General features: G+C 72.1%; 23 protein-coding genes. 10 read left to right on the forward strand and 13 right to left on the reverse strand.

Translation table 11 applies throughout. The features are described 5' to 3' along the window. Nucleotides 1-25 precede the first annotated feature (25 nt). Entirely contained in the window at nucleotides 26-1,219 is a 1,194-nt protein-coding gene (locus D1J63_RS15995; protein ID WP_125629420.1) for an RtcB family protein, read from the reverse strand. A gap of 214 nt (nucleotides 1,220-1,433) precedes the next feature. On the opposite strand from D1J63_RS15995, the gene D1J63_RS16000 reads away from it, so the two are divergent. The 3 genes from D1J63_RS16000 to D1J63_RS16010 all read left to right on the forward strand — a co-directional run bounded on the left by D1J63_RS16000 (nucleotide 1,434) and on the right by D1J63_RS16010 (nucleotide 4,693). Next, complete coding sequence (locus D1J63_RS16000) at nucleotides 1,434-2,306, forward strand: DUF3558 domain-containing protein (protein WP_125629422.1); 873 nt, start codon at nucleotides 1,434-1,436, stop codon at nucleotides 2,304-2,306. 118 nt (nucleotides 2,307-2,424) lie between these two features. Continuing rightward, on the forward strand, nucleotides 2,425-3,303 hold the full coding sequence (locus D1J63_RS16005; protein WP_164712851.1) for a DUF3558 family protein: 879 nt from the start codon (nucleotides 2,425-2,427) through the stop codon (nucleotides 3,301-3,303). A gap of 88 nt (nucleotides 3,304-3,391) precedes the next feature. Beyond that, nucleotides 3,392-4,693, forward strand: coding sequence for a DUF2637 domain-containing protein (locus D1J63_RS16010; RefSeq protein ID WP_125629425.1), 1,302 nt, complete (start codon nucleotides 3,392-3,394; stop codon nucleotides 4,691-4,693). Between the two features lie 66 nt (nucleotides 4,694-4,759). Here D1J63_RS16010 and lysS read toward each other — a convergent pair whose 3' ends face one another. Next, complete coding sequence (lysS, locus tag D1J63_RS16015) at nucleotides 4,760-6,508, reverse strand: lysine--tRNA ligase (protein WP_125629427.1); 1,749 nt, start codon at nucleotides 6,506-6,508, stop codon at nucleotides 4,760-4,762. Between the two features lie 173 nt (nucleotides 6,509-6,681). Here lysS and argS point away from each other — a divergent pair, with 173 nt between their 5' ends. Further along, nucleotides 6,682-8,442 carry an arginine--tRNA ligase gene (gene argS / locus D1J63_RS16020; protein WP_125629430.1) on the forward strand — a complete coding sequence of 587 codons (1,761 nt, stop codon included), beginning with the start codon at nucleotides 6,682-6,684 and terminating at the stop codon, nucleotides 8,440-8,442. A gap of 33 nt (nucleotides 8,443-8,475) precedes the next feature. Here the strand turns inward: argS and D1J63_RS16025 are convergent, their stop codons facing one another. The 3 genes from D1J63_RS16025 to D1J63_RS16035 form a co-directional block, all read right to left on the reverse strand. After that, nucleotides 8,476-9,705 carry a PLP-dependent aminotransferase family protein gene (locus tag D1J63_RS16025; RefSeq protein WP_125629432.1) on the reverse strand — a complete coding sequence of 410 codons (1,230 nt, stop codon included), beginning with the start codon at nucleotides 9,703-9,705 and terminating at the stop codon, nucleotides 8,476-8,478. A 91-nt stretch (nucleotides 9,706-9,796) separates the two neighbouring features. Next, a complete protein-coding gene (locus tag D1J63_RS16030; RefSeq protein WP_125629434.1) occupies nucleotides 9,797-10,699 on the reverse strand; it encodes an SAM-dependent methyltransferase in 903 nt (300 codons plus the stop codon). A 98-nt stretch (nucleotides 10,700-10,797) separates the two neighbouring features. Continuing rightward, nucleotides 10,798-12,117, reverse strand: coding sequence for a helix-turn-helix transcriptional regulator (locus D1J63_RS16035; protein WP_125629436.1), 1,320 nt, complete (start codon nucleotides 12,115-12,117; stop codon nucleotides 10,798-10,800). Between the two features lie 211 nt (nucleotides 12,118-12,328). Between D1J63_RS16035 and D1J63_RS16040 the strand changes: the two genes are divergently transcribed. Further along, entirely contained in the window at nucleotides 12,329-13,081 is a 753-nt protein-coding gene (locus tag D1J63_RS16040; RefSeq protein WP_125629438.1) for a DUF4232 domain-containing protein, read from the forward strand. A gap of 49 nt (nucleotides 13,082-13,130) precedes the next feature. Here the strand turns inward: D1J63_RS16040 and hemB are convergent, their stop codons facing one another. Next, nucleotides 13,131-14,123 (reverse strand): porphobilinogen synthase, encoded by a 993-nt coding sequence (hemB, locus tag D1J63_RS16045; RefSeq protein WP_125629440.1) that lies wholly within the window; start codon nucleotides 14,121-14,123, stop codon nucleotides 13,131-13,133. Nucleotides 14,124-14,234: 111 nt separating this feature from the next. Here hemB and D1J63_RS16050 point away from each other — a divergent pair, with 111 nt between their 5' ends. Both D1J63_RS16050 and D1J63_RS16055 read left to right on the forward strand, forming a co-directional pair. Beyond that, a complete protein-coding gene (locus D1J63_RS16050) occupies nucleotides 14,235-14,696 on the forward strand; it encodes a MarR family winged helix-turn-helix transcriptional regulator (RefSeq protein WP_125629442.1) in 462 nt (153 codons plus the stop codon). A 70-nt stretch (nucleotides 14,697-14,766) separates the two neighbouring features. Then, the gene (locus tag D1J63_RS16055; RefSeq protein ID WP_125629444.1) at nucleotides 14,767-15,177 is read left to right on the forward strand and encodes an SRPBCC family protein; all 411 of its coding nucleotides are present in this window, start codon (nucleotides 14,767-14,769) and stop codon (nucleotides 15,175-15,177) included. Here D1J63_RS16055 and D1J63_RS16060 read toward each other — a convergent pair. Next, nucleotides 15,174-16,091, reverse strand: coding sequence for a nitroreductase/quinone reductase family protein (locus D1J63_RS16060; RefSeq protein ID WP_125629446.1), 918 nt, complete (start codon nucleotides 16,089-16,091; stop codon nucleotides 15,174-15,176). The genes D1J63_RS16055 and D1J63_RS16060 overlap by 4 nt on opposite strands. A 293-nt stretch (nucleotides 16,092-16,384) precedes the next feature. Then, a complete protein-coding gene (locus D1J63_RS16065; RefSeq protein ID WP_125629448.1) occupies nucleotides 16,385-17,344 on the reverse strand; it encodes an NAD(P)-dependent alcohol dehydrogenase in 960 nt (319 codons plus the stop codon). A 116-nt stretch (nucleotides 17,345-17,460) separates the two neighbouring features. Between D1J63_RS16065 and D1J63_RS37555 the strand changes: the two genes are divergently transcribed. Together D1J63_RS37555 and D1J63_RS16075 are read left to right on the forward strand one after the other, a co-directional pair. Further along, nucleotides 17,461-18,165, forward strand: coding sequence for a TetR/AcrR family transcriptional regulator (locus D1J63_RS37555; protein WP_125629450.1), 705 nt, complete (start codon nucleotides 17,461-17,463; stop codon nucleotides 18,163-18,165). Continuing rightward, entirely contained in the window at nucleotides 18,162-18,683 is a 522-nt protein-coding gene (locus D1J63_RS16075; protein ID WP_125629452.1) for an SMI1/KNR4 family protein, read from the forward strand. Before D1J63_RS37555 ends, D1J63_RS16075 begins: the two co-directional genes overlap by 4 nt. A 215-nt stretch (nucleotides 18,684-18,898) precedes the next feature. Here the strand turns inward: D1J63_RS16075 and D1J63_RS16080 are convergent, their stop codons facing one another. From D1J63_RS16080 to D1J63_RS16100, 5 genes are all read right to left on the reverse strand, one after another. Next, the gene (locus D1J63_RS16080; RefSeq protein ID WP_102928971.1) at nucleotides 18,899-20,596 is read right to left on the reverse strand and encodes a bifunctional uroporphyrinogen-III C-methyltransferase/uroporphyrinogen-III synthase; all 1,698 of its coding nucleotides are present in this window, start codon (nucleotides 20,594-20,596) and stop codon (nucleotides 18,899-18,901) included. Further along, nucleotides 20,593-21,552, reverse strand: a complete 960-nt coding sequence (hemC, locus tag D1J63_RS16085; RefSeq protein ID WP_125629454.1) for a hydroxymethylbilane synthase — start codon at nucleotides 21,550-21,552, stop codon at nucleotides 20,593-20,595. Before hemC ends, D1J63_RS16080 begins: the two co-directional genes overlap by 4 nt. Beyond that, complete coding sequence (locus D1J63_RS16090; protein ID WP_125629456.1) at nucleotides 21,549-23,297, reverse strand: glutamyl-tRNA reductase; 1,749 nt, start codon at nucleotides 23,295-23,297, stop codon at nucleotides 21,549-21,551. Before D1J63_RS16090 ends, hemC begins: the two co-directional genes overlap by 4 nt. Further along, the gene (locus tag D1J63_RS16095; protein WP_125629458.1) at nucleotides 23,294-24,073 is read right to left on the reverse strand and encodes a redox-sensing transcriptional repressor Rex; all 780 of its coding nucleotides are present in this window, start codon (nucleotides 24,071-24,073) and stop codon (nucleotides 23,294-23,296) included. The genes D1J63_RS16090 and D1J63_RS16095 overlap by 4 nt, the downstream gene beginning before the upstream one ends. Before the next feature lie 274 nt (nucleotides 24,074-24,347). Next, nucleotides 24,348-24,668, reverse strand: a complete 321-nt coding sequence (locus D1J63_RS16100; RefSeq protein WP_125629460.1) for a glutaredoxin family protein — start codon at nucleotides 24,666-24,668, stop codon at nucleotides 24,348-24,350. Between the two features lie 132 nt (nucleotides 24,669-24,800). Here D1J63_RS16100 and D1J63_RS16105 point away from each other — a divergent pair, with 132 nt between their 5' ends. Beyond that, complete coding sequence (locus D1J63_RS16105) at nucleotides 24,801-25,745, forward strand: HAD-IB family hydrolase (RefSeq protein ID WP_164712853.1); 945 nt, start codon at nucleotides 24,801-24,803, stop codon at nucleotides 25,743-25,745. Nucleotides 25,746-25,884: the final 139 nt, after the last annotated feature.

Consider the following 25,884-nt stretch of genomic DNA (forward strand, 5'->3'; position numbering starts at 1 on the left):
CCGGCCCGGGGTCCGACCTCGCCGGTCAGCCCTTCACACACACCACCTGCTTCAGCTTCGCCACGACCTCCACGAGGTCGCGCTGCTGGTCGATGACCTGCTCGATCGGCTTGTACGCGCCCGGGATCTCGTCCACGACGCCGGAGTCCTTGCGGCACTCCACGCCCCGCGTCTGCTCCTCCAGGTCCTTGGTGGAGAAGCGGCGCTTGGCGGCGCTCCGGCTCATGCGCCGGCCCGCTCCGTGGGACGCGGAGTTGAAGGACTTGGCGTTGCCCAGGCCCTTCACGATGTACGAACCCGTGCCCATGGAGCCGGGGATGATCCCGTAGTCACCGGAACCCGCGCGGATCGCGCCCTTGCGGGTCACCAGCAGGTCCATCCCGTCGTACCGCTCCTCGGCGACGTAGTTGTGGTGGGCGCTGATCTCCGGCTCGAAGACCGGCTTGGCCTTCTTGAACTCCTTGCGGACCACGTCCTTGAAGAGCGCCATCATCAGCGTGCGGTTGTACTTCGCGTACTCCTGCGCCCAGAACAGGTCGTTGCGGTACGCCGCCATCTGCGGGGTGTCCGCGACGAACACCGCGAGGTCGCGGTCGATCAGGCCCTGGTTGTGCGGGAGCTTCTGGGCGACGCCGATGTGGTGCTCGGCCAGTTCCTTGCCGATGTTGCGGGAACCGGAGTGCAGCATCAGCCAGACAGAACCGGTCGTATCGGTGCACAGCTCCACGAAGTGGTTCCCGCTGCCGAGCGTTCCCATCTGCTTTCCGGCGCGCTCGTGACGGAATTTGACCGCCTCGGCGACTCCGTCGAACCGCCCCCAGAAGTCGTCCCACCCCGCCGTGGGCAGCCCGTGGAACCGCCCCGGGTCGAGGGGACTGTCATGCATCCCCCGCCCCACCGGGATCGCCTGCTCGATCTTCGAGCGCAGCCGGGACAGGTCGCCCGGGAGGTCGTTCGCCGTCAGGGACGTCTTCACCGCCGACATGCCGCAGCCGATGTCGACGCCGACCGCCGCCGGGCACACGGCGCCCCGCATCGCGATCACCGAGCCGACCGTGGCGCCCTTGCCGTAGTGGACGTCCGGCATGACCGCGAGGCCCTTGATCCACGGCAGGGTCGCGACGTTGCGCAGCTGCTGGAGCGCGCCCTCCTCGACCGTCGCCGGGTCGGTCCACATCCGGATCGGCACCTTCGCGCCCGGTATCTCCACGTACGACATATCGCCCTCATTCCCCCGGAAAACATACAGAAGTCTTAAAGCGCAGAACCGGCGCCAAGGTCGGCCAAAGGGACGATCGACCGGCGTTCACGGCAGCGCGTGCGATACACATTGTCTGCAGGGAGCGCCCCCGTGCGGCAAACGAATAACCGGCGGGGACACTGGAGTCCCGTATCTCCCGAACCACAGCCATCCCGGCGAGAGGAGCCGCACCGTGCAGCGGAAGGCCTACGTACCCGGCGTCGCCGCCCTCCTTGCGGCGTTGCTGGCCGGCTGCACCGGCGGCTCGGAGGGCGGTGCCACGGCGGACGACTCGAACCCGGGGCAGCCCGGTGTCGCGACCGAGGCGGCCGAACCGGGCAAGTACCGCACCCTTCCGGAGCCGTGCGGCGCGGTCGGCGACAAGGCGCTCGACTCCCTCCTGCCCGGCATCGAGGAGATCACCGACGAGGAGCAGCGGGAGAAGGCGTACGCGGGTGAGCCGACGCTCGCCTACGACACCGACCGCAAGGTGGGCTGCCGCTGGAAGGTGGAGTCGGCACAGGCCACCAACCACCTCTTCGTCGACTTCGAGCGGGTGGTGTCGTACGACGGTGCCGTGAGCGACGACAGCGAGGCCGAGCAGCTGTTCGCGCAGCAGGTGGAGGCGGCCGACCTGCCGGAACCGGTGGTCTCGGCGTCCGAGGACTCCGAAGAGCCCGGGGAGTCCGGATCCCCGTCGGACTCCCCGTCGGGCACCCCGTCCTCCGGCGAACCGGCCTCCGGCGGCACCGCCTCGGCCTCCTCTTCCTCGTCCTCCTCCCCCTCCTCGTCGTCGAGCGCGTCCCCCGACGCGACGCCCGCCGAGGTCCAGCCCCGGCTCCTGGACGACCTGGGCGACGAGGCGTTCGTCGACGACGCGCTCAGCAGCTCCGGTTCGACGGCGAAGCGGCGCACCGTGACTGTGGCGTTCCGCACGTCGAACGTCATGGTGACCATCGAGTACGCGGAGCAGTCGGCGACGCTCGGCGTCGTGCCGGACAGCGAGGAAATGCAGGACAAGGCGCGGAAACTGGCGTCCCAGCTGGCGGATTCGCTGGGCGGCTGAGCCCGCCGCGGTCCTCCCCGCGCCCGCGCGAGGTGGGCCGGAACCGGGACCGCGCGATTTCCCCACCGCGTACCGTGGCCCCTCGGACCCGTTCCGAACGCAGGAACCACCGAGTGCCATGAGTGAAGGAACCATGCAGCTACGAGCCCAGCGTGACCAGCGAGACCAGCAAGCGAAGCGAGCGAAGCGACTCACCCGCGTCCTTGTCGGCGCGGCCGCCGTACCCGTGATGCTGGTGGCGGCCGGCTGCTCCTCGGACTCCGGCTCCGGCGACGGCAAGGACAAGGCCGCGGAGGAGTCCGCGGCGTCCAAGTCCGCGAGTCCGTCCCCCACGGTGCAGGCGGCGGCGTTCCGGAAGCTTCCGGAGCCGTGCTCGGTGGTGACGAAGAAGACGCTGGACGACCTGGCGCCGAAGGCTGACTCCGGCAAGGAGGGCTCGTCCAACGACACGGCGGTCCGGGCCAGTTGCTCCTGGGACAGCCTCGACGACAACGGCGTGAAGGGCTCTCAGTTCCGCTGGCTGAGCGTGTCGATGCTGCGTTTCGAGTCGGACGTGACGCGCGGCGAGGGCGACAAGCTGGCGCACGACTACTACCAGAAGCAGCTCAAGGACGCGCAGGGCGTCGAGGGCGCGAAGAGCGTCAAGACGGCGCCGGTGAGCGGCACGGGCGACGAGGCGTCGATGGTGCGCTACGACCTGAAGAAGAAGGAAGGCACCTTCAAGCAGCAGACGGTCGTGGCACGCGTCGAGAACGTCGTCATCACGCTCGACTACAACGGCGCGGGCCTGGCGGGCGACAAGACCCCGGACGCGGACGACCTGGCGAAGGACGCGCAGAAGGCGGCCAAGGAGGCGGTGGCCGCGGTGACGAAGGCCAACGGCGGCGCCGACGGCGGCACGTCGGGCGGCAAGTCCAGCGGCTCGCCCTCGGCTTCGAAGTCCCCCTCCGACGCGGCCTCCCAGTCGGCCTCGGCGTCGCCCCAGAAGTCGGGCTGACGGTCTCTTAGGCCCACCGGCCACCCGTTCCCCGTACACATGTGCCACTCTGTTGCGCGCAACAACAGGCACTGGGAGGGGAGTACGGGTGGCCGCGCCACTTCAGCTGACACGGGCGCATCGCGTTCTCATCGGCATGGTCGTCTTCGGCGCCGTCATCATCGCCGGGATCGGCTTCGCGGGTTCCTACGCGGCGGTGCGGGAGCTGGCCCTGCAGAAGGGCTTCGGGAACTTCAGCTACGTCTTCCCGATCGGCATCGACGCGGGCATCTGCGTGCTGCTGGCCCTGGACCTGCTGCTGACCTGGATCCGCATCCCCTTCCCGCTGCTGCGGCAGACGGCGTGGCTGCTGACGGCGGCGACGATCGCGTTCAACGGCGCGGCGGCCTGGCCGGACCCGCTGGGCGTGGGCATGCACGGCGTGATCCCGATCCTGTTCGTGGTGTCGGTGGAGGCCGCCCGGCACGCGATCGGCCGGATCGCCGACATCACCGCCGACAAGCACATGGAGGGCGTCCGGCTCACCCGCTGGCTGCTGTCGCCGGTGCCGACGTTCCTGCTGTGGCGCCGCATGAAGCTGTGGGAGCTGCGCTCCTACGAGCAGGTGATCAAGCTGGAGCAGGAGCGGCTGGTCTACCAGGCCCGGCTGCGGTCCCGCTTCGGCCGCGCCTGGCGGCGCAAGGCCCCCGTGGAGTCCCTGATGCCGCTGCGGCTGGCCCGCTACGGCGTCCCGCTGGCGCAGACGGCCCCGTCGGGCCTGGCGGCGGCGGGCATCGAACCGGCCCTGCTCCCGCCGGCTCCCGAGGCGGAGGCGGTCGCGGAGGGTCGAGCCGCCGAGGCGGCACAGGTGGGCGCCGGGGCACCGCACGCCGAGCAGCGCCCGGAGCTGGAGGCCCGGCAGCAGCGGGCCGAGCAGCGGCCCGCCGAGGAGCAGCCCGCCCCGGACGACCCCGAGCAGAGCCCCTGGTTCAACACCCGCCAGGTCGCCTACCAGGGCGGTTACGACCCCACGTACGACCCGGCCGAGCAGTACGCCCAGTGGTACGAGGAGCAGCGGCAGGCCGACCAGTACCGGGACCAGTACGAGGAGGAGCCGCCGCTCCAGGAGCCCTCGCCGGAGGAGACGGGCAGCTTCCCGATCCCGGTCGCCCCGGGCCGCACCCGCGAGCTGGGGGAGGGCGGTGGCACGGCCGAGCCGGCCCCGACGGAGGAGGACTACTACACGGTCTTCCGGAAGTCGATCGACGGCAGCTACCCCACGGTCGCCCAGTTCCGGGGCGACGTGGAGGCGACCTTCGGGGTGCCGCTGGCCGCGCGTGAGGCCGATCGCATGGTGAAGGCGTTCAGCGAGCGCCACATGCGGGAGCTCCAGGAAGAGCACATCGCCTAGGGCGACGAGCGACGAAGGGGGCGCCCGGCGAACACCGGGCGCCCCCTTCGCGTACCGCTTGTTCCTCTACTCCCCGAGCAGGGTCCGCACCCGGTCCTGCCCCACCGCGAGCAGCAGCGTGGGCAGGCGCGGGCCGGTGTCGCGGCCGACGAGCAGGTGGTAGAGCAGCGCGAAGAACGTCCGCTGGGCGGTCTTGATCTCCGGCGGCAGCTCCTTCGGCGTGGCGTCGGCCGGGAAGCCCGCCTGGACCTTGGGGACGCCGTAGACGTGGTGGGTGAGCCCGTCCAGGGACCAGTGGTCGGCCAGCCCGTCGAGCAGCAGCCGCAGCGACTGCCGGCTCGGCTCGTCGAGGGACTTCAGCAGCTCGGCGTCCGGCTCCTGGCGGACGATGGTGCGCTGGTCGGCGGGGACGTGGGTGTTGATCCACGCCTCGGCCTTGTCGTAGCGCGGCCGGGCCTCGTCCAGCGCCTCGATCGGGTTGGCCGGGTCCAGCTCGCCGAGGATGCGCAGCGCCTGGTCCTCGTGGCCGGCGGTGATGTCGGCCACGGAGGCGAGCGTGCGGTACGGCAGCGGCCTGGGCGTGCGCGGCAGCTCACCCGCGGCCGTGCGCACCGCGCGGGAGTGCGCGGCGGCGTCGGCGGGCAGGGCCGAGCCGTCGGCGACCTTGGCGTCGAGGCGGTCCCACTCGTCGTAGAGCCGCTGGATCTCCTGGTCGAAGGCGATCTTGAAGGACTGGTTGGGCCGGCGGCGGGCGTACAGCCAGCGCAGCAGCTGCGGCTCCATGATCTGGAGCGCGTCGGCCGGGGTGGGCACGCCGCCCTTGGAGGACGACATCTTGGCCATGCCGCTGATGCCGACGAAGGCGTACATCGGGCCGATCGGCTGCTCGCCGCCGAAGATCCCGACGATCTGCCCGCCGACCTGGAACGACGACCCGGGCGAGGAGTGGTCCACGCCGCTGGGCTCGAAGATCACGCCCTCGTAGGCCCAGCGCATCGGCCAGTCGACCTTCCAGACCAGCTTGCCGCGGTTGAACTCGCTCAGCCGCACGGTCTCCGAGAAGCCGCAGGCGGTGCAGGCGTAGGTCAGCTCGGTCGAGTCGTCGTCGTAGGCGGTGACCGTGGTCAGGTCCTTCTCGCAGTTGCCGCAGTACGGCTTGTACGGGAAGTACCCGGCGGAGCCGGAGCTGCCGTCGTCCTCGGCGGCGGCGCCGGAGCCCTCGGCGGCCTCCAGCTCGGCCTCGTCGACGGGCTTCTGCGACTTCTGCGGCTTCTTCGCCGGGGCCTTCTTGGTCCGGTACTGGTCGAGGATGGCGTCGATGTCCCGCCGGTGCTTCATGGCGTGCAGGATCTGCTCGCGGTAGACACCGGAGGTGTACTGCGCGGTCTGGCTGATCCCGTCGAACTCGACGCCCATCTCGGCGAGCGAGGCGACCATCGCGGCCTTGAAGTGCTCCGCCCAGTTCGCGTGCGGGGAGCCCTTCGGGGCCGGGACCGACGTCAGGGGCTTGCCGATGTGCTCGGCCCAGGTCTCGTCCACGCCGGGGACGCCGGCCGGCACCTTGCGGTAGCGGTCGTAGTCGTCCCAGGAGATCAGGTGCCGGACCTGGTGGCCGCGACGGCGGACCTCGTCGGCGACCAGGTGGGGGGTCATGACCTCGCGGAGGTTGCCCAGGTGGATGGGGCCGGAGGGGGACAGGCCCGACGCGACGACGACCGGTTTGCCCGGGGCACGACGCTCCGACTCGGCGATGACCTCGTCCGCGAAACGGGAGACCCAGTCGGTGGTCTCTGTGCTCTGAGCCACGATCGGCACGTCCTCTTTCCTGAAGCTTCCCCGGAACCGCTCCGGGGACAGCCGGTACGGTCGCACGGCTGACCGCTCCATTCTCCCAGCCCGGCCCGCATCCGCGAAAACCGCTTTTCACCGCATGGGATACTCGGTTTCTGTACTACTTCCACGAACCCGAGCAGAACGGCAGCCACTCCATGGCCTCGGTCACGTCCCTCACCGACTCCGTCCAGCAGCAGCTCGCGTCCGCCCTCACGGCCACCCGGCCGGAGGCCGTCGGCGCCGACCCGCTGCTGCGACGTAGCGACCGGGCGGACTACCAGGCCAACGGCATCCTCGCGCTGGCCAAGAAGGCGAAGGCCAACCCGCGGGAGCTGGCGACCGAGGTCGTCGCCCACATCACCACCGGCGACGAGCTGATCAAGGACGTCGAGGTCTCGGGCCCCGGCTTCCTCAACATCACCGTCGCCGACCGGGCGATCACCGAGAACCTCGCCGCGCGCCTCGCGGACGGCGAGCGCCTCGGCGTGCCCCCGAAGGCGGACGCGGGCATCACGGTCGTCGACTACGCCCAGCCGAACGTGGCGAAGGAGATGCACGTCGGCCACCTGCGCTCGGCGGTCATCGGCGACGCCCTGCGCGCCATGCTCGACTTCACCGGCGAGAAGACGATCGGCCGGCACCACATCGGCGACTGGGGCACCCAGTTCGGCATGCTCATCCAGTACCTGTTCGAGCACCCCGGCGAGCTGGCCCCGGCCGAGGACGTCGACGGCGAGCAGGCCATGTCGAACCTGAACCGGGTGTACAAGGCGTCGCGCGCGGTCTTCGACGCGGACGAGGAGTTCAAGGAGCGGGCCCGCAAGCGGGTCGTCGCCCTGCAGTCCGGCGACAAGGAGACGCTGGAGCTGTGGCAGCAGTTCGTGGACGAGTCGAAGGTCTACTTCTACTCCGTCTTCGAGAAGCTCGACATGGAGATCCGCGACGAGGAGATCGTCGGCGAGTCCGCGTACAACGACGGCATGCCCGAGACCGCCCGGCTCCTGGAGGAGATGGGCGTCGCGGTGCGCTCCGAGGGCGCGCTCGTGGTGTTCTTCGACGAGATCCGCGGCAAGGACGACCAGCCGGTGCCGCTGATCGTGCAGAAGGCGGACGGCGGCTTCGGCTACGCGGCCTCCGACCTGACGGCGATCCGCAACCGGGTCACCGACCTGCACGCCACCGCGCTGCTGTACGTCGTGGACGTGCGCCAGTCGCTGCACTTCAAGATGGTCTTCGAGACGGCCCGCCGGGCCGGCTGGCTGAGCGACGACGTCACCGCGCACAACATGGCGTACGGCACGGTGCTCGGCGCCGACGGCAAGCCCTTCAAGACGCGTGCGGGTGAGACCGTGCGCCTGGAGGACCTGCTGGACGAGGCCGTGCAGCGGGCGGCGGAGGTCGTGCGGGAGAAGGCGCGGGACCTCACCGAGGAGGAGATCCAGGAGCGGGCCGCGCAGGTCGGCATCGGCGCCGTGAAGTACGCGGACCTGTCGACCTCGCCCAATCGCGACTACAAGTTCGACCTGGACCAGATGGTCTCGCTCAACGGCGACACCAGCGTGTACCTCCAGTACGCCTACGCCCGGATCCAGTCCATCCTCCGCAAGGCCGGCGAGGTCCGCCCCGCCGCCCACCCGGAGCTGGCGCTGCACGAGGCGGAGCGCGCGCTGGGCCTGCACCTGGACGCGTTCGGGGACACGGTCTTCGAGGCGGCCGCGGAGTACGCCCCGCACAAGCTCGCCGCGTACCTGTACCAGCTGGCGTCGCTGTACACGACGTTCTACGACAAGTGCCCGGTCCTGAAGGCCGAGACGCCGGCGCAGGTCGAGAACCGCCTGTTCCTGTGCGACCTCACGGCCCGCACCCTGCACCGGGGCATGGCCCTGCTGGGCATCCGGACGCCCGAGCGCCTCTGAGCCGCGGGTGAGGGCGGGGCCAGGGTCCCGCCCTCACCGCAGCGGCGTCAGCCCCTCCCCCAGCCGCCGCAGCCCCTCCGCGATCTCGTCCGGGGTCTGGGTGACGAAGCAGAGCCGCAGCGTGGCGCGGTCGGGTTCGTCGGCGTAGAAGGGGGCGCCGGGGACGTACGCCACGTCGTGCCGGACGACCTCGGGGAGCAGGGCGGTGGTGTCGTACGCGTCCGGCAGCCGGACCCACAGGAACATGCCGCCCTCGGGGCGGGTCCACGTCGCACCCGCCGGGAGCGCGTCCGGGAGGCCCGCGAGCATGGCGTCCCGGCGTGCGCCGTAGGCGGCGGCGACGCGGGCGACGTGGGCGTCCAGGTCCCGGTCGGCGAGGTAGCGGGCGGCGGCGAGCTGGTTGACGGTGGGTGTGTGCAGGTCGGCGGCCTGCTTGGCGACCGCGCAGGCCCGGCGCAGTGCGGCGGGGGCCCGCAGCCAGCCCAGGCGCAGGCCGGGCGCCATGACCTTGGAGAAGGAGCCCAGCAGCACGGTCCGGTCCCGGGCACCCTCGTAGGAGGCGATCCACGGCACCCGCTCGCCCTCGAAGCGCAGTTCGCCGTACGGGTCGTCCTCGACGATCCACAGGCCGCACCGTCCGGCGACCTCGGCGACGGCGGCGCGGCGGGCGGCGGGCAGGGTGCGGCCGGTGGGGTTGGAGAAGGTGGGGACCGTGTAGAGCAGCTTGGGACGCTCGCGCACCACCAGCTCCTCCAGCGCCTGGGGGTCGATGCCGTCCTCGTCCCCGGGGACGGCCACCACCCGGGCGCCCGCGAAACCGAAGGCCTGGAGCGCGGCGAGGTAGCAGGGGCGCTCGACGAGGACGGTGTCGCCGGGTTCGAGCAGGGCGGTGGCGAGGAGCGACAGGGCCTGCTGGGAACCGGTGGTGACGAGGACGTCGTCGGCGTCCGTGGCCAGTCCGCGCGCCGAGGTGCGGGCGGCGAGCGCGGCCCGCAGGCTCGGCTCGCCCTCGGTGGTGGAGTACTGGAGGGCGCGGGCGGGCTGCTCCGCGAGAACGTCCCGGTACGCGGCGGCGATGCCGTCGGCGTCGAAGAGTTCGGGGGCCGGCAGCCCGCCCGCGAAGTTGATCACCTCGGGGCGGGCGGTGACGGCGAGGATGTCCCGTACGGGCGAACCGCCGATCGACCGGACCCGCGCGGCCGGCTGCGGCGGCGGAGCGGTCACGGGGGCGGTGGCGGTGGGCGCGTTCTCAGTCACGGTCATGCGCGCAGCGTAAAGAAGTACGTGCCGTCTACAGGCGCCTTTCCGCGATCCGGACACCCGTGCGACACGACGGCGCACGGGTGCCGGGGCGTCAGGCCTTGGCGCCCAGCCCGCCGTACACGTTGATGTCCGCGTCCGTGACGTCGTTGATGTCCCTGTACCGGACCTTCTCGATGTCGTCGAGCCCGGCGAGGTACGACTCCTCCGGCTGCTCGGGCACCGGCGCCGCGTGGTCCGGCCGCCAGTGGTGCACCGGCACGACCCCGGGCTCGGCGAGCTCGAGACCGGACTCGGTGAAGAAGCGCTCGACGTCGCCGCGGGAGCGCAGCACGAAGGTGAACCCCCGCTCCGTGTACGTCCGCTGGACCGCGCGGATGTTCTCCGGGTTGAGGTCCTCGGTGAGGTGGCTGAGCACGAGCCTGCTTCCGGCGGGCAGCGCGTCGACCAGTTCGCGGACGATCGGGTAGGCCTCGGCGTCCTCCACGAAGTGCAGGACGGCGACGAGGCAGAGCGCCACGGGCCGGTCGAAGTCGAGGGTCTCGGCGGCCTGTTCGAGGATCCGCGCCGGGCTCTTCAGGTCGGCGTCGACGTAGTCCGTACGCCCTTCGGGACCGCTGGTGAGCAGGGCGCGGGCGTGGGCGAGGACGACCGGGTCGTTGTCGACGTAGACGACCCGCGACTCGGGGGCGATGCGCTGGGCGATCTGGTGCACGTTCTCGGCGGTCGGCAGCCCGGTGCCGATGTCGAGGAACTGCCGGATGCCGTCCTCGCGGGCGAGCCCGGTCACCGCGCGCCGCAGGAAGTCGCGGTTGTGCCGTACGTCGAGATAGCCGCGCGGGTTGGCGGCGAGGCCGGCGGCCGCCGCGTCGAGGTCGGCGGGGTAGTGGTCCTTGCCGCCGAGGAAGACGTCGTAGACGCGTGCCGGATGCGCCTTGCTGCTGTCGATCCTCCTCCGCAGCTCCGCGGGGTCCTGGCTGAGGGCGTCACCGGGCACGGGGCGTCCCACCTTTCGCATGTCGCCTGACGAAGCGAACCGTTCGATGGTCAACAACCTATCCCCCGCACGCACTTGCCGCGCCCGGCTCGCTCGCCTCAGTCGCCCTCGACCAGCTCCCAGCCGCCGTCGCCGCCGAGCGGGTACGCGTAGTAGGAGGCGTCCCGGGAGGCACTGGTGCGGAACGGCCGGCCGTGGTCGTCGACGCGCGTGACCTCGTGCCGCCCGCCGCTGGACCACTCCAGCTCCAGGTACCAGCGCACGTCCTGTCCGCTGGTGTGCGCGGTGACGTGGAAGACCTCCGCGTCGGACTCGGTGACGCTGTACGGGAAGTCCCGCTGGCCCCCGATGGGCGTCGCGGTCGGGGTGCCCAGGTCGAGCGAGACGTCGAAGGACTTGGTGTCCACCTGGCCACCGCAGCCGTTGCCCATCACGTACTGGTTCCAGTCCAGCGCCGGCCCGCTGCTCACCACCCGGACGTGCAGGTCCTCGAGGATCACCGTCTCCGGACCGGTGCCCTGCACGGTGAGGACGACCTCCTGCCGGTTCGCGGAGACCGCCTTGAGGGGAGCCGCCCAGCCGACGGCGCCCTGCTGCGGCGGCGGCTTCGGCACGTTCTCCGGGCTGCGGTCGACCAGGAAGGCGTGGTCGCAGGGCAGGTACCAGTAGTAGGGGTTGGTCGCCACGGTGAAGGGGGTCCCGGTGGGCGGTGCCTGCCGACTCGGCGTGGCGCCGCCCGTCCGCGTCGGCGACGCGGAGGGCGACCCGGACGGGGTGAGGGAAACGGACGGGGAGGACGACGGGGAAGGGCTCGTACTCGGGGACGCCGGCGCGGTGCCCGACTGGGACGCGGAGGAGTGCGCGACGGCCCCGGCGGGGCGGCGGCTCCCTTCGGTGTCGTCCGGGGACGACACGAGGTTGGCCACGAGCGCGACCGCGGCACTGACGGCGACGACGCCGGTCGCGGCGTAGAGCGCGGCACGCGGGACGCGACGGCGGGGCGGGACGGGTGGGGTGGGTGGGGTGGGTGAGGCGGGTGGGGTGAGGACGGCCGGGGCGCTGTCCGCGACCGCGGGCTCCTCGGGCTCCTGACTCCCGGCGCCCTCGGAGTCCTTGGGGCCCTCTGACTCCACGGGGCCCTCCGGCTCCTCGGGCCTCTCGGTCTCCTCCTTCTTCACGCCGCGCAGCGCGTCCGCGCGGATCCAGCGGCGGTGGAGTTCGAGCAGTTCCTCGGGCGTCGCCCGGCACACCCGGGCGAGGCGTTCGACGGGCGCGAACTCGACCGGCACCACCTCCCCGCTGACGTACCGGTGCAGGGTCGAGCCGCTCATGTGCAGCCGCTTGCCGAGTGCCCCGTAGCTGAGTCCGGACCGCTCCTTCAGCTCCCGAAGCAGTCCCGCGAAGTCGTCCCCCGCCACCGTTCCTCCCTCTCCTCGCATCCCCGTACCGCATCCCAGAGGGACCCCATTCCCGCAGGTCAGGGCGTTCCCGGCGTCCCACCGTCCCGCTTCTTCCCCCGTCGCTGGCGGCCGGGACGAGCACGACCGCAAGCTGTGGTCATCAAAGCAGCCGCTCCCGCCGAACGGTCGAGCGGCTCGCCCCAACTCCCACGTGTGAAGGAGAACTTCCATGTCCGCACGCCGCATCACCCGTACCCGTCTGTTCGCCGCCACCACGGTCGCGCTGGCAGCGCTCTCCCTGACGGCCTGCGAGGGCGACGAGCTCACGGGCTCCCCGGCTCCCGAGTCCTCCACCTCCGCGTCGGCGGACGGCAACAGCGCCCGGCCGGCGGGCGGCGCGAAGGGCGACGCGGGTGACACCGGTGACACGGGGGCGACCGGCTCGACGGGCTCCACGGGCTCGGCCGGTTCCGCCGGGAACGGCAAGGCACCGGGCTCCGGCACCGGAGCCGACAAGTCCTCCGGTGGTAGCGCCTCCGCCGGCTCCGGCGGCACCGACGGCTCCGACTCGGAGGTCCCCGGCGCGTGCTCGGCGGCCGACGTCCGCATCACCGCCGCGAACGCCCCCCGCCCGATCAACCACCTGCTGCTGACCGCCACCAACACCGGCTCGAAGACGTGCGCCCTGCCGCCGTACCCGGCGGCGCGGTTCGGCGAGGCCCAGGCGGTGCCGCCCGTCGCCGAGTCCAGCAAGCCGCAGTCGCTGACGACGCTGGCCCCCGGCGAGTCCGGCTACGCCGGGGTGCGCCTGTCCTCGGGCGACGGCAGCGGCGAGAACGGCTACGAGACGACCGCCCTCACCATTCCCTTCGAGGACGGCTCCATCGCCCGGGTCAAGCTGCCGTCGGGCGGCGTGTACGTCGACACCGCGCTGACGGTCACCTACTGGCAGACCAGCGCGTCGAACGCCCTCGAATACTGAAGGGGTGAGCGCACCGGCACCCCCTGCCGGAAGGGCCGGCACCGGTCGCTCAGCGCAGCGTGCGGGCGACCTCGGTCGCCCAGTACGTCAGGATGTTGCGCGCGCCCGCCCGCTTGATCCCGGTGAGGGACTCCAGGATGGCCCGGTCGCGGTCGATCCAGCCCTTCTCGGCGGCGGCCTCGATCATCGAGTACTCGCCGGAGATCTGGTAGGCGGCGACGGGCACGTCGGAGGCCTCGGCGACCTTGGCGAGGATGTCGAGGTAGGGCCCGGCCGGCTTGACCATCACCATGTCGGCGCCCTCCTCCAGGTCCAGCGCCAGCTCCCGCATCGCGTCGCGCGCGTTGGCGGCGTCCTGCTGGTAGGTCTTCCGGTCGCCCTTGAGCGACGACCCGACGGCCTCGCGGAAGGGCCCGTAGAAGGCGGAGGCGTACTTGGCGGTGTACGCGAGGATCGCGACGTCCTCCCGCCCGATCTGGTCGAGCGCGTCCCGGATGACGCCGATCTGCCCGTCCATCATCCCGCTGGGCCCGACGACGTGGGCGCCCGCGTCGGCCTGGACCTGCGCCATCTCGGCGTACCGCTCCAGCGTGGCGTCGTTGTCCACCCGCCCCTGGTCGTCCAGCACCCCGCAGTGCCCGTGATCGGTGAACTCGTCGAGGCAGAGGTCGGACATGACGAGCAGTTCGTCCCCGACCTCGGCCCGCACGTCACGCAGCGCGACCTGCAGAATCCCGTCGGGATCGGTCCCGGCGGTCCCCGCGGCGTCCTTCTTCCCGTCCTCCGGCACCCCGAAGAGCATGATTCCGGAGACCCCGGCCTCGACCGCCTCCGCGGCCGCCTTCTTCAGCGTGTCCCGGGTGTGCTGCACGACACCGGGCATCGCCGCGATCGGCACCGGCTCGCTCACGCCCTCGCGGACGAAGGCGGGAAGGATGAAGTCGGCGGGGTGCAGCCGGGTCTCGGCGACCATCCGACGCATCACGGGGGTGGTCCGCAGCCGCCGGGGCCGGGCGCCGGGAAAGGATCCGTACGTCGTCATACCACCTACGCTACGCCCGCCCCACCCGTGCCTTTGCCGACGGTGAGTCGGCCCGCGCCGGTCCGTGCGGCGCTTGACCTCAACCAAACTTCAGCTTCTACGGTCGGCGCCATGGACTACTCGCAAACCGACGCCGAACTGATCCGCCAGCCCGTCGGCTACTGGAGCTGGGCGACGTACCGGGCCGTCGTCTCCCGTACCCGGGCGGCCCTCGCCGAACTCGGCACCACCCAGCCCCAGTGGTGGGTACTCGCCCAGGTCGCCCGGGCCGCCACCCCGAAGACCCGCGCCGAGGTCTCCGGCCTCCTGCGGGACTACCTCGACACGGGCCCGGAGGCGATGGAGTCGGAGATCGACGCGACGATCACGGCGGGCTGGATCGTCCAGACCGCCCCCGACGACCGGCTCGCCCTCACCCCGGAGGGCAGAACGTTCTTCGAGAGGGCCGCCGCCGTCCAGGACGACCTGTGGAAGGAACGGCACGCCGGAATCTCCGACGAGGAGTACCTGACCACGATGCAGGTGCTCCAGCGCTTCATCCGCAACACGGGCGGCCGGGCCTGGCACCACTAGGTCCTGTCCGACGGAGTCGTGTCCGATTCCTTCAAGAGACCGGCACCGTCGACCCGCTACCGTCGGCCCCATGAACGGCACCGGCAGCGAGTCCCGCCACCTGAGCATCCGCGTCGACCGCCCCGTCGACGAGGTCTACGCCTACGCCTCGGACCCGGCCAACCTGCCCGCGTGGGCCCACGGCCTCGGCGGATCGATCGAGAAGGCCGCGGACGGATGGATCGCGGACTCCTCACCCCTCGGCCGGGTCCGGGTCGCCTTCGCCCCCCGCAACGACCTCGGCGTACTCGACCACCACGTCACGCTCCCCTCCGGGGAGACCGTCTACAACCCGGTCCGCGTCATCGCCGACGGCAGGGCGAGCGAGGTGGTGTTCACCCTGCGCCGGCAGCCGGGGACGACCGACGCCGACTTCGAGCGCGACGCGGGCATGGTGGCCGCCGACCTGGCCCGGCTCAAGGAGCTGCTGGAGTCCGCCTAACGTGCGGCCGGAGGCCCGGCCGGCGGCGCGACCGGCGGCCAGGGCACGTCGGCCAGCAGCGGGAGCAGCATCTCCTCCTCGTAGTCGAGGTGGGCGTTCAGCTCCGCGGACATCGCCGAGAGTTCGCGCCGGAAGCGCCCCGGCTCGGCGACGGCGACGCCCGCCAGCAGTGCCGCCAGTTCTCCCTGGACACGGGCGACCGTACGGTGCTCCTCGGCGAGCCGGTCGAAGACGTCCACCAGCTCGGGGTGGTGCCGGGCGGTGCCAGGAAACAGGTGCCCGTCCTCGCTGTCGTGATGGAACTCCAGCACCTGGCAGAACGCCAGACACCGCTGCCGGATCTGCAACCCGAGCCCCGGAGGCGCACCGGCCGCCGCCCCCGGGGCCGCGAAGTGGGCCTCCACCTCGGCCCGCACCTGCCTCAACTGCCCCCGCAGCCAGGTGTGCACCTCCAGCAGCTTGTCGGCGAGGGTGCGAACCTCTCTGGGCCCCTCCCACCCCTCGGGCTCGGCCCGCTCCAGCACCACGACCGGCAGCGGCCTGCTGGTGCCGGCCTGGTAGTCGCCGTACCCGGGCGCCTCCCGTACGACGTGCGCGAACAGCTCCTCGCGCCGCTCCCCCTCGGCGGGCACCGCGAGCGCCTCGAAGCTCGCCGTGCCCACCTCCACCCGGACCAGCGGATGGGCGAGCAGGTTGTGGTACCAGCCGGGATGCCGCGGGCCGCCGAGGTTGGACCCGACCACGAGCAGGGAGTCCCCGTGGCGGACGTAACCGAGCGGCGTGGTCCGCGAGGCCCCCGACCGGGCGCCGGCGGTGGTCAGCAGAAGCAGATCCCCGCCTTCGAAGGGGCCGCCGACCTTCCCTTCGTTGGCGCGGAATTCGTCAATAACGTTCTGATGGAACGACGTGGGCATACGGTTCTGAGTCTCCAGGACGGCAGGCCACGGCAACGGCAACGGCAACGTGCCGCGGCGTGCGAAGAATGAGGGGCGAGCACGAGACCGACGCGCGAGAACGACGCGTCGGGCAACTCGGAATCAGGGCGCGGAGTATGAACGCATCACGTACCCCTTGCATGAAGGGCGCTCACCCGATCGCCGGCCGGCCCACTGCTCTTTGACCGACGCCACGCGGCACCACCCTCATTACACGCACCGGCCCACCGGACTGTCAACGCGCCCCCGGACCGGCCCGCATCCCTGCCCGCCTACGCGACCCGAACGACGTGCTTGCCCCGAACACCCCCGGCCTCCAGAGCCCGTTGGGCGTCGCCGACCCGGTCGAGCGGGTGGACGGTGTCGACGACGGGAACGAGGTCACCGTGCTCGGCGAGCCGGGCGACCTCGGCGAGCAGCGCGCTGTCCGGATTCCCGCTGAAGAAGCGGATCCGCCCCCTGCCGTGCACGACGGAGCCGAGCACGGTGCCCATCCACGCCAGTGGCCGTTCGAGGTCGAGGGTGACGGCGACCATCCGCCCGCCCGGTGCCAGCAGCCGCCGCACCCGGGCCGGCTCGGTGCCGACGGTGTCGAGGACGACGTCGAAGCGGCCGAGGGCGGCGGACAGCGGGGTCGTCCGGTGGTCCAGCGCCTCCTCGGCTCCGAGCCCTCGCACGAAGTCCAGGTTCTTCGCACCCGCAAGCGCGACGACACGCGCCCCGAGCAACCTGCCGACCTGCACGGCGACGCTGCCCACGCCCCCGCTCCCGCCCCGCACGAGCAGCCGCTCACCGGGCTGCAGGGCGGCCTTGTCGCGCAACGCGGTCACCGCCGTGGTGGCACCCGCGAGCAGCGAGACGGCCTCCTCCGGGGTGAGGTTCCCGGGCGCGGGCGCGATCCGCCCGGGGCTGACGGCGACGTACTCGGCCATGCTGCCGGTACGGCGCCCCAGCAGCCCCCACACCCGCTCCCCCTCCCGCACCCCGCGCACCGAGGACCCGACCCGGGCCACCTCTCCCGCGAAGTCGAGGCCGCACCCTTTGGGAAAGGTCCGTCCGGTCACCAGGCGCACCTTGCCCGTCCGGTCGTGCAGGTCGCCCCCGTTGACCGCGGCGGCACGCACCCGCACCAGCACCTCGTCGGGCCCGATGGCCGGCACCGGCCGCCGCCCGACGTAGAGCACCTCCGGAGGCCCGAAACGGTCGAAGAGGACCGCCTTCATCTCACCCATGACCCACCATCCACTTCGCGTTCGGAAAGCTCGGAGACGAGGCCCGCCGCCGCTGCTAATCTCACGCTAGACCCACAAGTGGACGACCCCCTCCACTTACTTCGGAAGTGAGAAACATGCCTGCCCAGCCCTCTCACAACCCCCCGGAGCACACCCCCGGAGCGCCGCCGGACGCTCTGCGCGCCGACGCCCGCCGCAACCGCGAACGCGTCCTGGAGGCCGCGCGCGAGGTCTTCGCCGCCCAGGGTGTGGACGCCCCGATGAGCACGGTCGCCCGCCGGGCCGGCGTCGGCGTGGCCACCCTCTACCGCCGCTTCCCCACCCGCTCCGCCCTCGTCACCGCCGCCTTCGAGGACCAGCTGGCCGTGTGCGCGACCGCGTTCGAGGAGGCCCTTGCCGACCCCGACCCGGGACACGGCCTGTACACGCTCCTGCGCAATGTGTGCACCACGCTGGTCACCGACCGCGGCTTCGAGACGGTGTTCATGGCCGGTTTCCCGGCGTCCCTGGACTACGACCGGGAGCGCGCCTGCGCCGAGGAGCGCCTGACCCACCTGGTCCGGCGCGCCCGCGACGCGGGCCGGCTCCGCGAGGACTTCTCCCCGGCCGACATCCCGCTGCTCCTGCTGGCCGTGAGCGGCCTGGCCTCCCAGCCCCCCGAAACCGCCGTCCCCGCCGCCCACCGCCTCCTGACCTACCTCTTCCAGTCCTTCCAGGCCGACCCGCCGCCCCGTCCGGCCCCCCTGCCGCCCGCCCCGGCACTGGACCTGAGCGGGCTGCACCGGCCGGTGTCGGCGCAGCCGTCTACTGTGCGCCCATGAGCGAGACACCCGGTGACGACCGCCGCCTTCCCCCTGCCCTGGCCGACGTGGCCCGTATCGAGTTCGACTACGCCGACGGCGACGGCATCGACTTCGAGCCCTACGCGGCCTTCGACTCCGCCGAGGAGACCACGCACTGGCTGCGCCAGTGGACGGGGAACCCCGAAGCCGACGGCTCCGCCTACCGCGTGTTCGGCCAGGACGGCGCCGGCGGCCTCGCGGCCCTGTGGCACGGACGCCCCGGCCGCCCTCTCACCGAGCAGCCCGTGGTGTACGTGGGGTCGGAGGGCGAGTGCGACGTGGTCGCCGGGAACCTGTCCGACTTCCTGTGGTTGCTCGCCCACGGAATGGGCCCCGCGGAGGCGGACGACGAGCGCGCGGAGCGCCCCGACCCGGAACTCACCGCACTCGCCGAACGCCACGCAACCACCCCGCGCCGCCCGGCCGCGGACATCGTCAAGGAGGCCCGCGCCGCCTTCCCGACCTTCGCAGAGGACCTCTGGGCGCTCTGCCGGTGAGCGGCGTCCCGGCGGCGGCCGTGCCACCAGCGGTTTCAGGCCGCGCGCCCGACTTCGCCGACCCTCGTCCGGGGCTCCAGGAATCCCACCGGTCCCCGCCTGTCCCTCACCCCCGCCGCCCGGACGGCGTTCCCGGACGGCGTTCCCGGACGGCGTTCCCGGAAACGACGAGGGGGCGCCCCTGGAACCAGGGACGCCCCGTCTCACCTCAGGACTCAGGTAGAGGACCGCCGTCTCCGCGACCCAGGCCGCCGTTCGCTCGGCCGGGTCACCGGGTCCCCCGCCTCCAGGGCCGCCGCGCGGCGGCGCAGGCCGAAGTCGGCCAGGGCCTCCGCCAGCTTGTGGACGGACGGTTCGGGGGCCATGACGTCGACGCGCAGCCCGTGCTCCTCGGCCGTCTTGGCCGTGGCCGGGCCGATGCAGGCGATCACCGTGACGTTGTGCGGCTTGCCCGCGATGCCGACCAGGTTGCGGACCGTGGACGACGACGTGAAGAGCACCGCGTCGAAGCCGCCGCCCTTGATGGCCTCCCGGGTCGTGGCCGGGGGCGGCGAGGCGCGCACCGTGCGGTACGCGGTGACGTCGTCGACCTCCCAGCCCAGCTCGATCAGACCGGCGACGAGCGTCTCGGTGGCGATGTCGGCGCGGGGGAGGAAGACGCGGTCGATCGGGTCGAAGACCGGGTCGTACGGCGGCCAGTCCTCGAGGAGACCGGCGGCCGACTGCTCACCGCTCGGGACCAGGTCCGGCTTCACGCCGAAGGCGATCAGCGCGTTGGCCGTCTGCTCGCCGACCGCGGCGACCTTGATGCCCGCGAAGGCGCGGGCGTCCAGGCCGTACTCCTCGAACTTCTCGCGGACCGCCTTCACCGCGTTGACCGACGTGAACGCGATCCACTCGTAGCGGCCCGTGACCAGGCCCTTGACCGCGCGCTCCATCTGCTGCGGGGTGCGGGGCGGCTCCACCGCGATGGTCGGGACCTCGTGCGGCACGGCGCCGTAGGACCTCAACTGGTCGGAGAGCGACGCCGCCTGCTCCTTCGTACGCGGGACGAGGACCTTCCAGCCGAACAGCGGCTTGGACTCGAACCACGACAGCTGGTCGCGCCGAGCGGTCGCGCTGCGCTCGCCGACCACGGCTATCACCGGGCGGCCGCCGTCCGGGGACGGCAGCACCTTCGCCTGCTTCAGGGTCTGGGCGACCGTGCCGAGCGTGGCGGACCAGGTGCGCTGCCGCGTCGTCGTACCGGCGATCGTCACCGTCAGCGGGGTGTCCGGCTTGCGGCCCGCCGAGACCAGCTCTCCGGCCGCCGCGGCCACCGAGTCCAGCGTCGTCGACACCACCACCGTGCCGTCGGAGGCGCCCACCTCGGTCCAGCAGCGGTCCGACGCCGTACGGGCGTCCACGAACCGCACGTCCGCGCCCTCCGCGTCCCGCAGCGGCACACCGGCGTACGCGGGCACGCCGACGGCGTTCGCGATGCCCGGGACGACCTCGAAGGGCACCCCGGCCGCGGCGCACGCCAGCATCTCCTCGGCGGCGTACGCGTCGAGCCCGGGGTCCCCGGTCACCGCACGCACGACCCGCCTGCCGCCCCGCGCGGCCTCCATGACAAGATGTGCGGCATCCCGCACAGCGGGGGCGCCGAGGGTCGTTGACGCACCGTCAACTACCGTCAGCTGGGGCGCGCCTGTGCCCGGATCCGACGGATCGGCATCCGTGTGCACCTCCGACACGCCCTGCCTCGCGTGCGTCCGCACGACGTCGAGCACCTCGTGCTCGGCGACGAGGACGTCCGCGTGGGCCAGCGCCTCCACGGCGCGCAGAGTCAGCAGTCCCGGATCTCCGGGTCCGGCACCGAGGAAGGTGACGTGCCCGTGTTCCGGACCGGCGGGAAAGGTGGTGGGGCTCAATGTGCTCGCTCCCCCATCAGACCGGCCGCGCCCTGGGCGAGCATCTCGGTGGCCATGTCGCGACCGAGTGCCATTGCCGCCTCGTGCGTCTCGGGCACGGGACCGGTGGTGGACAGCTGCACCAGCGTCGAGCCGTCGGTCGTGCCGACGACGCCGCGCAGGCGCATTTCCTTGACAGTCTGCCCGTCGGCCAGAAGGTCGGCCAGCGCCCCGACGGGTGCGCTGCAGCCGGCCTCCAGGGCGGCGAGCAGTGACCGCTCGGCCGTTACGGCGGCCCGCGTGAACGGGTCGTCGAGCTCGGCGAGCGCGGCGATCAGCGAGGCGTCGTCCGCCGCGCACTCGATCGCCAGTGCCCCCTGGCCGGGGGCCGGCAGAACCGTGTCGACCGACAGGAAGTCGGTCACCTCGTCGATGCGGCCGACCCGGTTGAGCCCGGCGGCGGCCAGTACGACGGCGTCCAGTTCCCCGCTGCGGACGTATCCGATGCGGGTGTCGACGTTGCCCCGGATCGGGACCGTCTCGATCTCCATGCCGTGGGTGCGGGCGTACGCGTTCAGCTGCGCCATGCGGCGCGGCGCGCCCGTGCCGATGCGCGCCCCGCGCGGGAGGTCGGTCAGCTTGCGCGCGTCCCGGGCGACGACCACGTCCCGCGGGTCCTCGCGCTCCGGGATCGCGGCCACGACCAGGTCGTCGTGGGGCGTGGTGGGGAGGTCCTTGAGCGAGTGAACCGCGAAGTCCACCTCTCCCCGCAGCAGTGCGTCGCGCAGCGCGGCGACGAACACGCCCGTGCCGCCGATCTGCGCCAGGTGCTCGCGCGACGTGTCGCCGTACGTGGTGATCTCGACCAGCTCAACGGGCCGACCGGTCACCTGGCTCACGGCGTCCGCCACCTGCCCGGACTGGGCCATGGCGAGCTTGCTGCGCCTGGTCCCCAGCCTCAGTGCCTTCTCAGTCATGCCGGCCCTCGGTTCTTCTCAGTGGTGGTGCTGTTCCCGGCCCGGGAGACGGAGGCCACCGTCTCCTGGTCGAGGTCGAACAGGGTGCGCAGCGCGTCCGCGTACCCGGCGCCGCCGGGTTCGGCGGCAAGCTGCTTGACCCGTACCGTCGGCGCGTGCAGCAGCTTGTCGACCACACGCTTGACGGTCTGGGTGATCTCGGCGCGGTGCTTGTCGTCGAGCCCCGGCAGCCGCCCCTCCAGGCGGGCGATCTCGCCGGCCACGACCTCGGCGGCCATGCTGCGCAGCGCGACCACGGTGGGCGTGATGCGCGCGGCGCGCTGGGCGGCGCCGAAGGCGGCGACCTCGTCGGCAACGATCCGGCGGACCATGTCGACGTCGGCGGCCATCGGTGCGTCGGCGGAGGCGTCGGCGAGCGACTCGATGTCCACCAGGCGCGCCCCGGCCAGCCGGTGCACGGCGGCGTCGACGTCGCGCGGCATCGCCAGGTCGAGCAGGAAGAGCACCGGCTCGGGGCGCGGCACCTCGGCGACCGGCTCCGGGCGGCGGCGCTCGGGGACGCGGCCGACGCGGGTCGCCGTCGCGGCGAGCGCGCCGATCAGCTCGGCGTCCGCCTCCGGTCCCGGCCGGCCCGTCTCGCGCGGCCGGTCCACGACCGTACCGCCCGCGGCCCAGGCTCCGTGCTGCTCCAGCGTCGCCGCGTCCATGCCGGCCACGGCGGCCTCGCCCATGACGGAGAAACCGGACGGGACGGAGGACAGGTCCAGCGGGCAGTTCTCGTCGCCGCCGGCAGCCGTCCCGGCACCCGGCAGTGGCGTTTCGGCAGCCGCCCGTACGGTGCTGCCCCCGGCGGACTGCCCGGCCGCGGCCGGTTCGACGCCTGGTTCGACGGCCGGCGCGCCGGTGCGCCCCTCCACCGCCGCCGCCACGGCGTCGGCCGTGAGGACCAGCCCGGTCGCACCCGTGCAGGAGACGGCCACGTCGGCACGTGTCAGCTCGACCGGCACCGAGTCCATCGGTACCGCGCGGGCCAGCACGTCCGTGTCGTCGCCCTCGGACAGGATCTGGGCGAGCCGCTCGGCCCGCTCGAAGGTGCGGTTGGCGACCACGATCTCGGCGACCCCGGACCGCGCCAGCGTGGCGGCGGCCAGCGAGGACATCGAACCGGCGCCGATCACCAGGGCCTTCTTGCCCCGCGCCCACCGCTGGACGTCGGCCCCGGCGGACAGCTGCTCCAGGCCGAAGGTGACCAGGGACTGTCCGGCCCGGTCGATGCCGGTCTCGGAGTGGGCGCGCTTGCCGACCCTGAGCGCCTGCTGGAACAGGTCGTTCAGGAGCCGTCCGGCGGTGTGCAGGTCCTGGGCGCGGGCCAGGGAGTCCTTTATCTGGCCGAGGATCTGGCCCTCGCCGACCACCATCGAGTCGAGCCCGCAGGCCACCGAGAACAGGTGATGGACGGCCCGGTCCTCGTAGTGCACGTAGAGATGGGGAGTGAGCTCCTCCAGGCCGACCCCGCTGTGCTGGGCGAGCAGCGTGGACAGCTCGGCGACACCGGCGTGGAACTTGTCCACGTCGGCGTAGAGCTCGATGCGGTTGCAGGTGGCCAGGACCGCGGCCTCGGCGGCCGGTTCGGCGGCGACCGTGTCCTGGAGCAGCTTGAGCTGCGCGTCCGCGTTCAGGGAGGCCCGCTCCAGCACGCTGACCGGCGCGCTGCGGTGGCTCAGCCCGACGACGAGGAGGCTCATGCCGGCATCACGGCGGGTACGTCCCCGTCGGGTCCCTGCTCGGCGGAGCCGGTGGTGTGCTGCTGCTTGCGGGCGGCGACGGGCGGTGCGACGCCGGCGTCGCCCGCGGCCTCCTCACCCGCTTTGCGCTGCTCGTGGAAGGCGAGGATCTGCAGCTCGATGGAGAGGTCGACCTTGCGCACGTCGACGCCCTCGGGGACGTTCAGCACGGTCGGCGCGAAGTTGAGGATGGAGGTGACACCGGCGGCCACGAGACGGTCGCAGACCTGCTGGGCGGCGCCGGCGGGGGTGGCGATCACACCGATGGAGACACCGTCGTCCTGGATGATCTTCTCCAGCTCGTCGGTGTGCTGCACCGGGATGCCCGCCACGGGCTTTCCGGCCATTCCCGGATCGGCGTCGATGAGGGCGGCGACCCGGAAACCACGGGAGGCGAACCCGCCGTAGTTGGCGAGCGCGGCGCCGAGGTTACCGATACCGACGATCACAACCGGCCAGTCCTGGGTGAGCCCCAGTTCGCGCGAGATCTGGTAGACGAGATACTCGACGTCGTAGCCGACGCCCCGCGTCCCGTAGGAGCCGAGGTAGGAGAAGTCCTTGCGCAGCTTCGCGGAGTTGACCCCCGCGGCGGCGGCCAGCTCCTCGGAGGAGACCGTGGGCACCGAGCGCTCGGAGAGCGCGGTCAGCGCGCGGAGGTACAGCGGAAGCCTGGCGACGGTGGCCTCGGGAATCCCTCGGCTGCGGGTCGCCGGTCGGTGTGTTCGGCCAGTTGCCACGGTGCTCCTGCGGGTAGAGCGGGGCTGTAGGCGGTCATACGTCCCTACATGACCGCCCCGTCGAATGCAGGCTATGTCTTTGTGAACGCGTGCACAAAGATGGTGTCCGATTTGCCCGGCCAACGTGACCGGGGTCACGCGCCCCCGGTGCAGCGAACGGGAACCGGCGCATACAGACCCTCGTCCCTCACTCATCGGGGGCAAAGCCGCACACGCTCCTCACGATCAACGCCCCCGAGACCTGGTCACCATCGATCCTAAGCGACCATACGGACTACTTGTACTGATCGGTCAGTGCCTTGCGCAGCCGTTCCTCGTTCACACGCCAGAAGGTGTGCTGCCGTCCGTCGACCAGCACGACCGGAATCTGCTCCCAGTACTGGTCGTGGAGTTGGCGGTCCTCGGTGATGTCCTTCCCCTCCCAGGGGACACCGAGTTCGGCACAGACCTTCTCGACGACGGACTGTGCGTCATCACACAGATGACAGCCGGGTTTGCGGATGAGGGTGACGAGATGGTTCTCGGAGTACTCAGAGGGCTCGGGCTGCGCGGGCCGCGCGGGCTTCCGGCGGAAGAGGGGGCTCATGCCGGCCATTCTCGCGCGCGCGGACGCCCGCGCGGCGGGAGACCGCTCGCCGCCGGGGTCGCCCGGAGTTCACAGCCCGGTTCACCGTCCGCAAACCTCTCGGCTCCGAAGCACCCGAACAAACTGGCTATGCTCACGGGCATGGCCGTTCTTCGATGGCTCACTCCCCGTAGGCGTTCCGCCACGGCGCGGAGCGTGTTGGCAGGCGAGGCCTCGGCGGAGGCGGCGCGCAAGTCCGCGGAGGCCGCCGAGGCCGCACAGACCGTCCGGGAAACCGACTCCGGCGCCGCGGAGCCGGAGTTCCCGGTGCACGGCGACGAGAGAGCAGCCGCCTTCTTCGACCTCGACAACACCGTCATGCAGGGCGCCGCGATCTTCCACTTCGGCCGGGGCCTGTACAAGCGGAAGTTCTTCGAGACCCGCGACCTCGCCCGCTTCGCCTGGCAGCAGGCGTGGTTCCGGCTGGCCGGGTTCGAGGACCCGGAGCACATGCAGGACGCCCGCGACTCGGCGCTCTCCATCGTCAAGGGCCACCGCGTCTCCGAACTGAGGTCGATCGGCGAGGAGATCTACGACGAGTACATGGCCGAGCGGATCTGGCCCGGCACCCGCGCCCTCGCCCAGGCCCACCTGGACGCCGGGCAGAAGGTCTGGCTGGTCACGGCGGCCCCGGTGGAGATCGCCCAGGTCATCGCCCGCCGCCTGGGCCTGACCGGTGCGCTCGGCACGGTGGCCGAGTCGATCGGCGGCGTCTACACGGGCAAGCTGGTCGGCGAACCCCTGCACGGCCCCGCCAAGGCCGAGGCGGTGCGCGCCCTGGCGGCGGCGGAGAACCTGGACCTGTCCCGCTGCGCCGCCTACAGCGACTCCCACAACGACATCCCGATGCTGTCCCTGGTCGGACATCCGTACGCGATCAACCCGGACTCCAAGCTGCGCAAGCACGCCCGCGAGCTGGAGTGGCGGCTGCGCGACTACCGCACCGGCCGCAAGGCGGCCAAGGTCGGCATCCCCGCGGCCGCGGGCGTCGGCGCGGTGGCGGGCGGCACCGCGGCGGCCATCGCGCTGCACCGCCGCCGCCGTTGACCCAATCGGGATGACGTACCCCCCTGCGGGGCTCTCCAGTCCCCTGTACTCACATCGGCCACAACACGCTCTGTAGTCACCCGGAATTCGAACCGTTCCGGTCATCAAGCGATCAATCTGGCACATCTGATCGGGCGTC

Source organism: Streptomyces sp. KPB2, assembly GCF_003950055.1.
Lineage (GTDB): Bacteria > Actinomycetota > Actinomycetes > Streptomycetales > Streptomycetaceae > Streptomyces > Streptomyces salinarius.

What these genes read in the sequence shown, in the direction of transcription:
- D1J63_RS16075 (WP_125629452.1), top strand. Translation starts at nt 18,162, where the DNA reads ATGAGCGAGACACCCGGTGACGACCGCCGCCTTCCCCCTGCCCTGGCC.
- hemB (WP_125629440.1), bottom strand. Translation starts at nt 14,123, where the DNA reads ATGACGACGTACGGATCCTTTCCCGGCGCCCGGCCCCGGCGGCTGCGG.
- argS (WP_125629430.1), top strand. Translation starts at nt 6,682, where the DNA reads ATGGCCTCGGTCACGTCCCTCACCGACTCCGTCCAGCAGCAGCTCGCG.
- D1J63_RS16060 (WP_125629446.1), bottom strand. Translation starts at nt 16,091, where the DNA reads ATGCCCACGTCGTTCCATCAGAACGTTATTGACGAATTCCGCGCCAAC.
- D1J63_RS16050 (WP_125629442.1), top strand. Translation starts at nt 14,235, where the DNA reads ATGGACTACTCGCAAACCGACGCCGAACTGATCCGCCAGCCCGTCGGC.
- D1J63_RS16005 (WP_164712851.1), top strand. Translation starts at nt 2,425, where the DNA reads ATGAGTGAAGGAACCATGCAGCTACGAGCCCAGCGTGACCAGCGAGAC.
- D1J63_RS15995 (WP_125629420.1), bottom strand. Translation starts at nt 1,219, where the DNA reads ATGTCGTACGTGGAGATACCGGGCGCGAAGGTGCCGATCCGGATGTGG.
- D1J63_RS37555 (WP_125629450.1), top strand. Translation starts at nt 17,461, where the DNA reads ATGCCTGCCCAGCCCTCTCACAACCCCCCGGAGCACACCCCCGGAGCG.
- D1J63_RS16105 (WP_164712853.1), top strand. Translation starts at nt 24,801, where the DNA reads ATGGCCGTTCTTCGATGGCTCACTCCCCGTAGGCGTTCCGCCACGGCG.
- hemC (WP_125629454.1), bottom strand. Translation starts at nt 21,552, where the DNA reads ATGACTGAGAAGGCACTGAGGCTGGGGACCAGGCGCAGCAAGCTCGCC.
- D1J63_RS16065 (WP_125629448.1), bottom strand. Translation starts at nt 17,344, where the DNA reads ATGGGTGAGATGAAGGCGGTCCTCTTCGACCGTTTCGGGCCTCCGGAG.
- D1J63_RS16100 (WP_125629460.1), bottom strand. Translation starts at nt 24,668, where the DNA reads ATGGCCGGCATGAGCCCCCTCTTCCGCCGGAAGCCCGCGCGGCCCGCG.
- D1J63_RS16025 (WP_125629432.1), bottom strand. Translation starts at nt 9,705, where the DNA reads ATGACCGTGACTGAGAACGCGCCCACCGCCACCGCCCCCGTGACCGCT.
- D1J63_RS16055 (WP_125629444.1), top strand. Translation starts at nt 14,767, where the DNA reads ATGAACGGCACCGGCAGCGAGTCCCGCCACCTGAGCATCCGCGTCGAC.
- D1J63_RS16090 (WP_125629456.1), bottom strand. Translation starts at nt 23,297, where the DNA reads ATGAGCCTCCTCGTCGTCGGGCTGAGCCACCGCAGCGCGCCGGTCAGC.
- D1J63_RS16040 (WP_125629438.1), top strand. Translation starts at nt 12,329, where the DNA reads ATGTCCGCACGCCGCATCACCCGTACCCGTCTGTTCGCCGCCACCACG.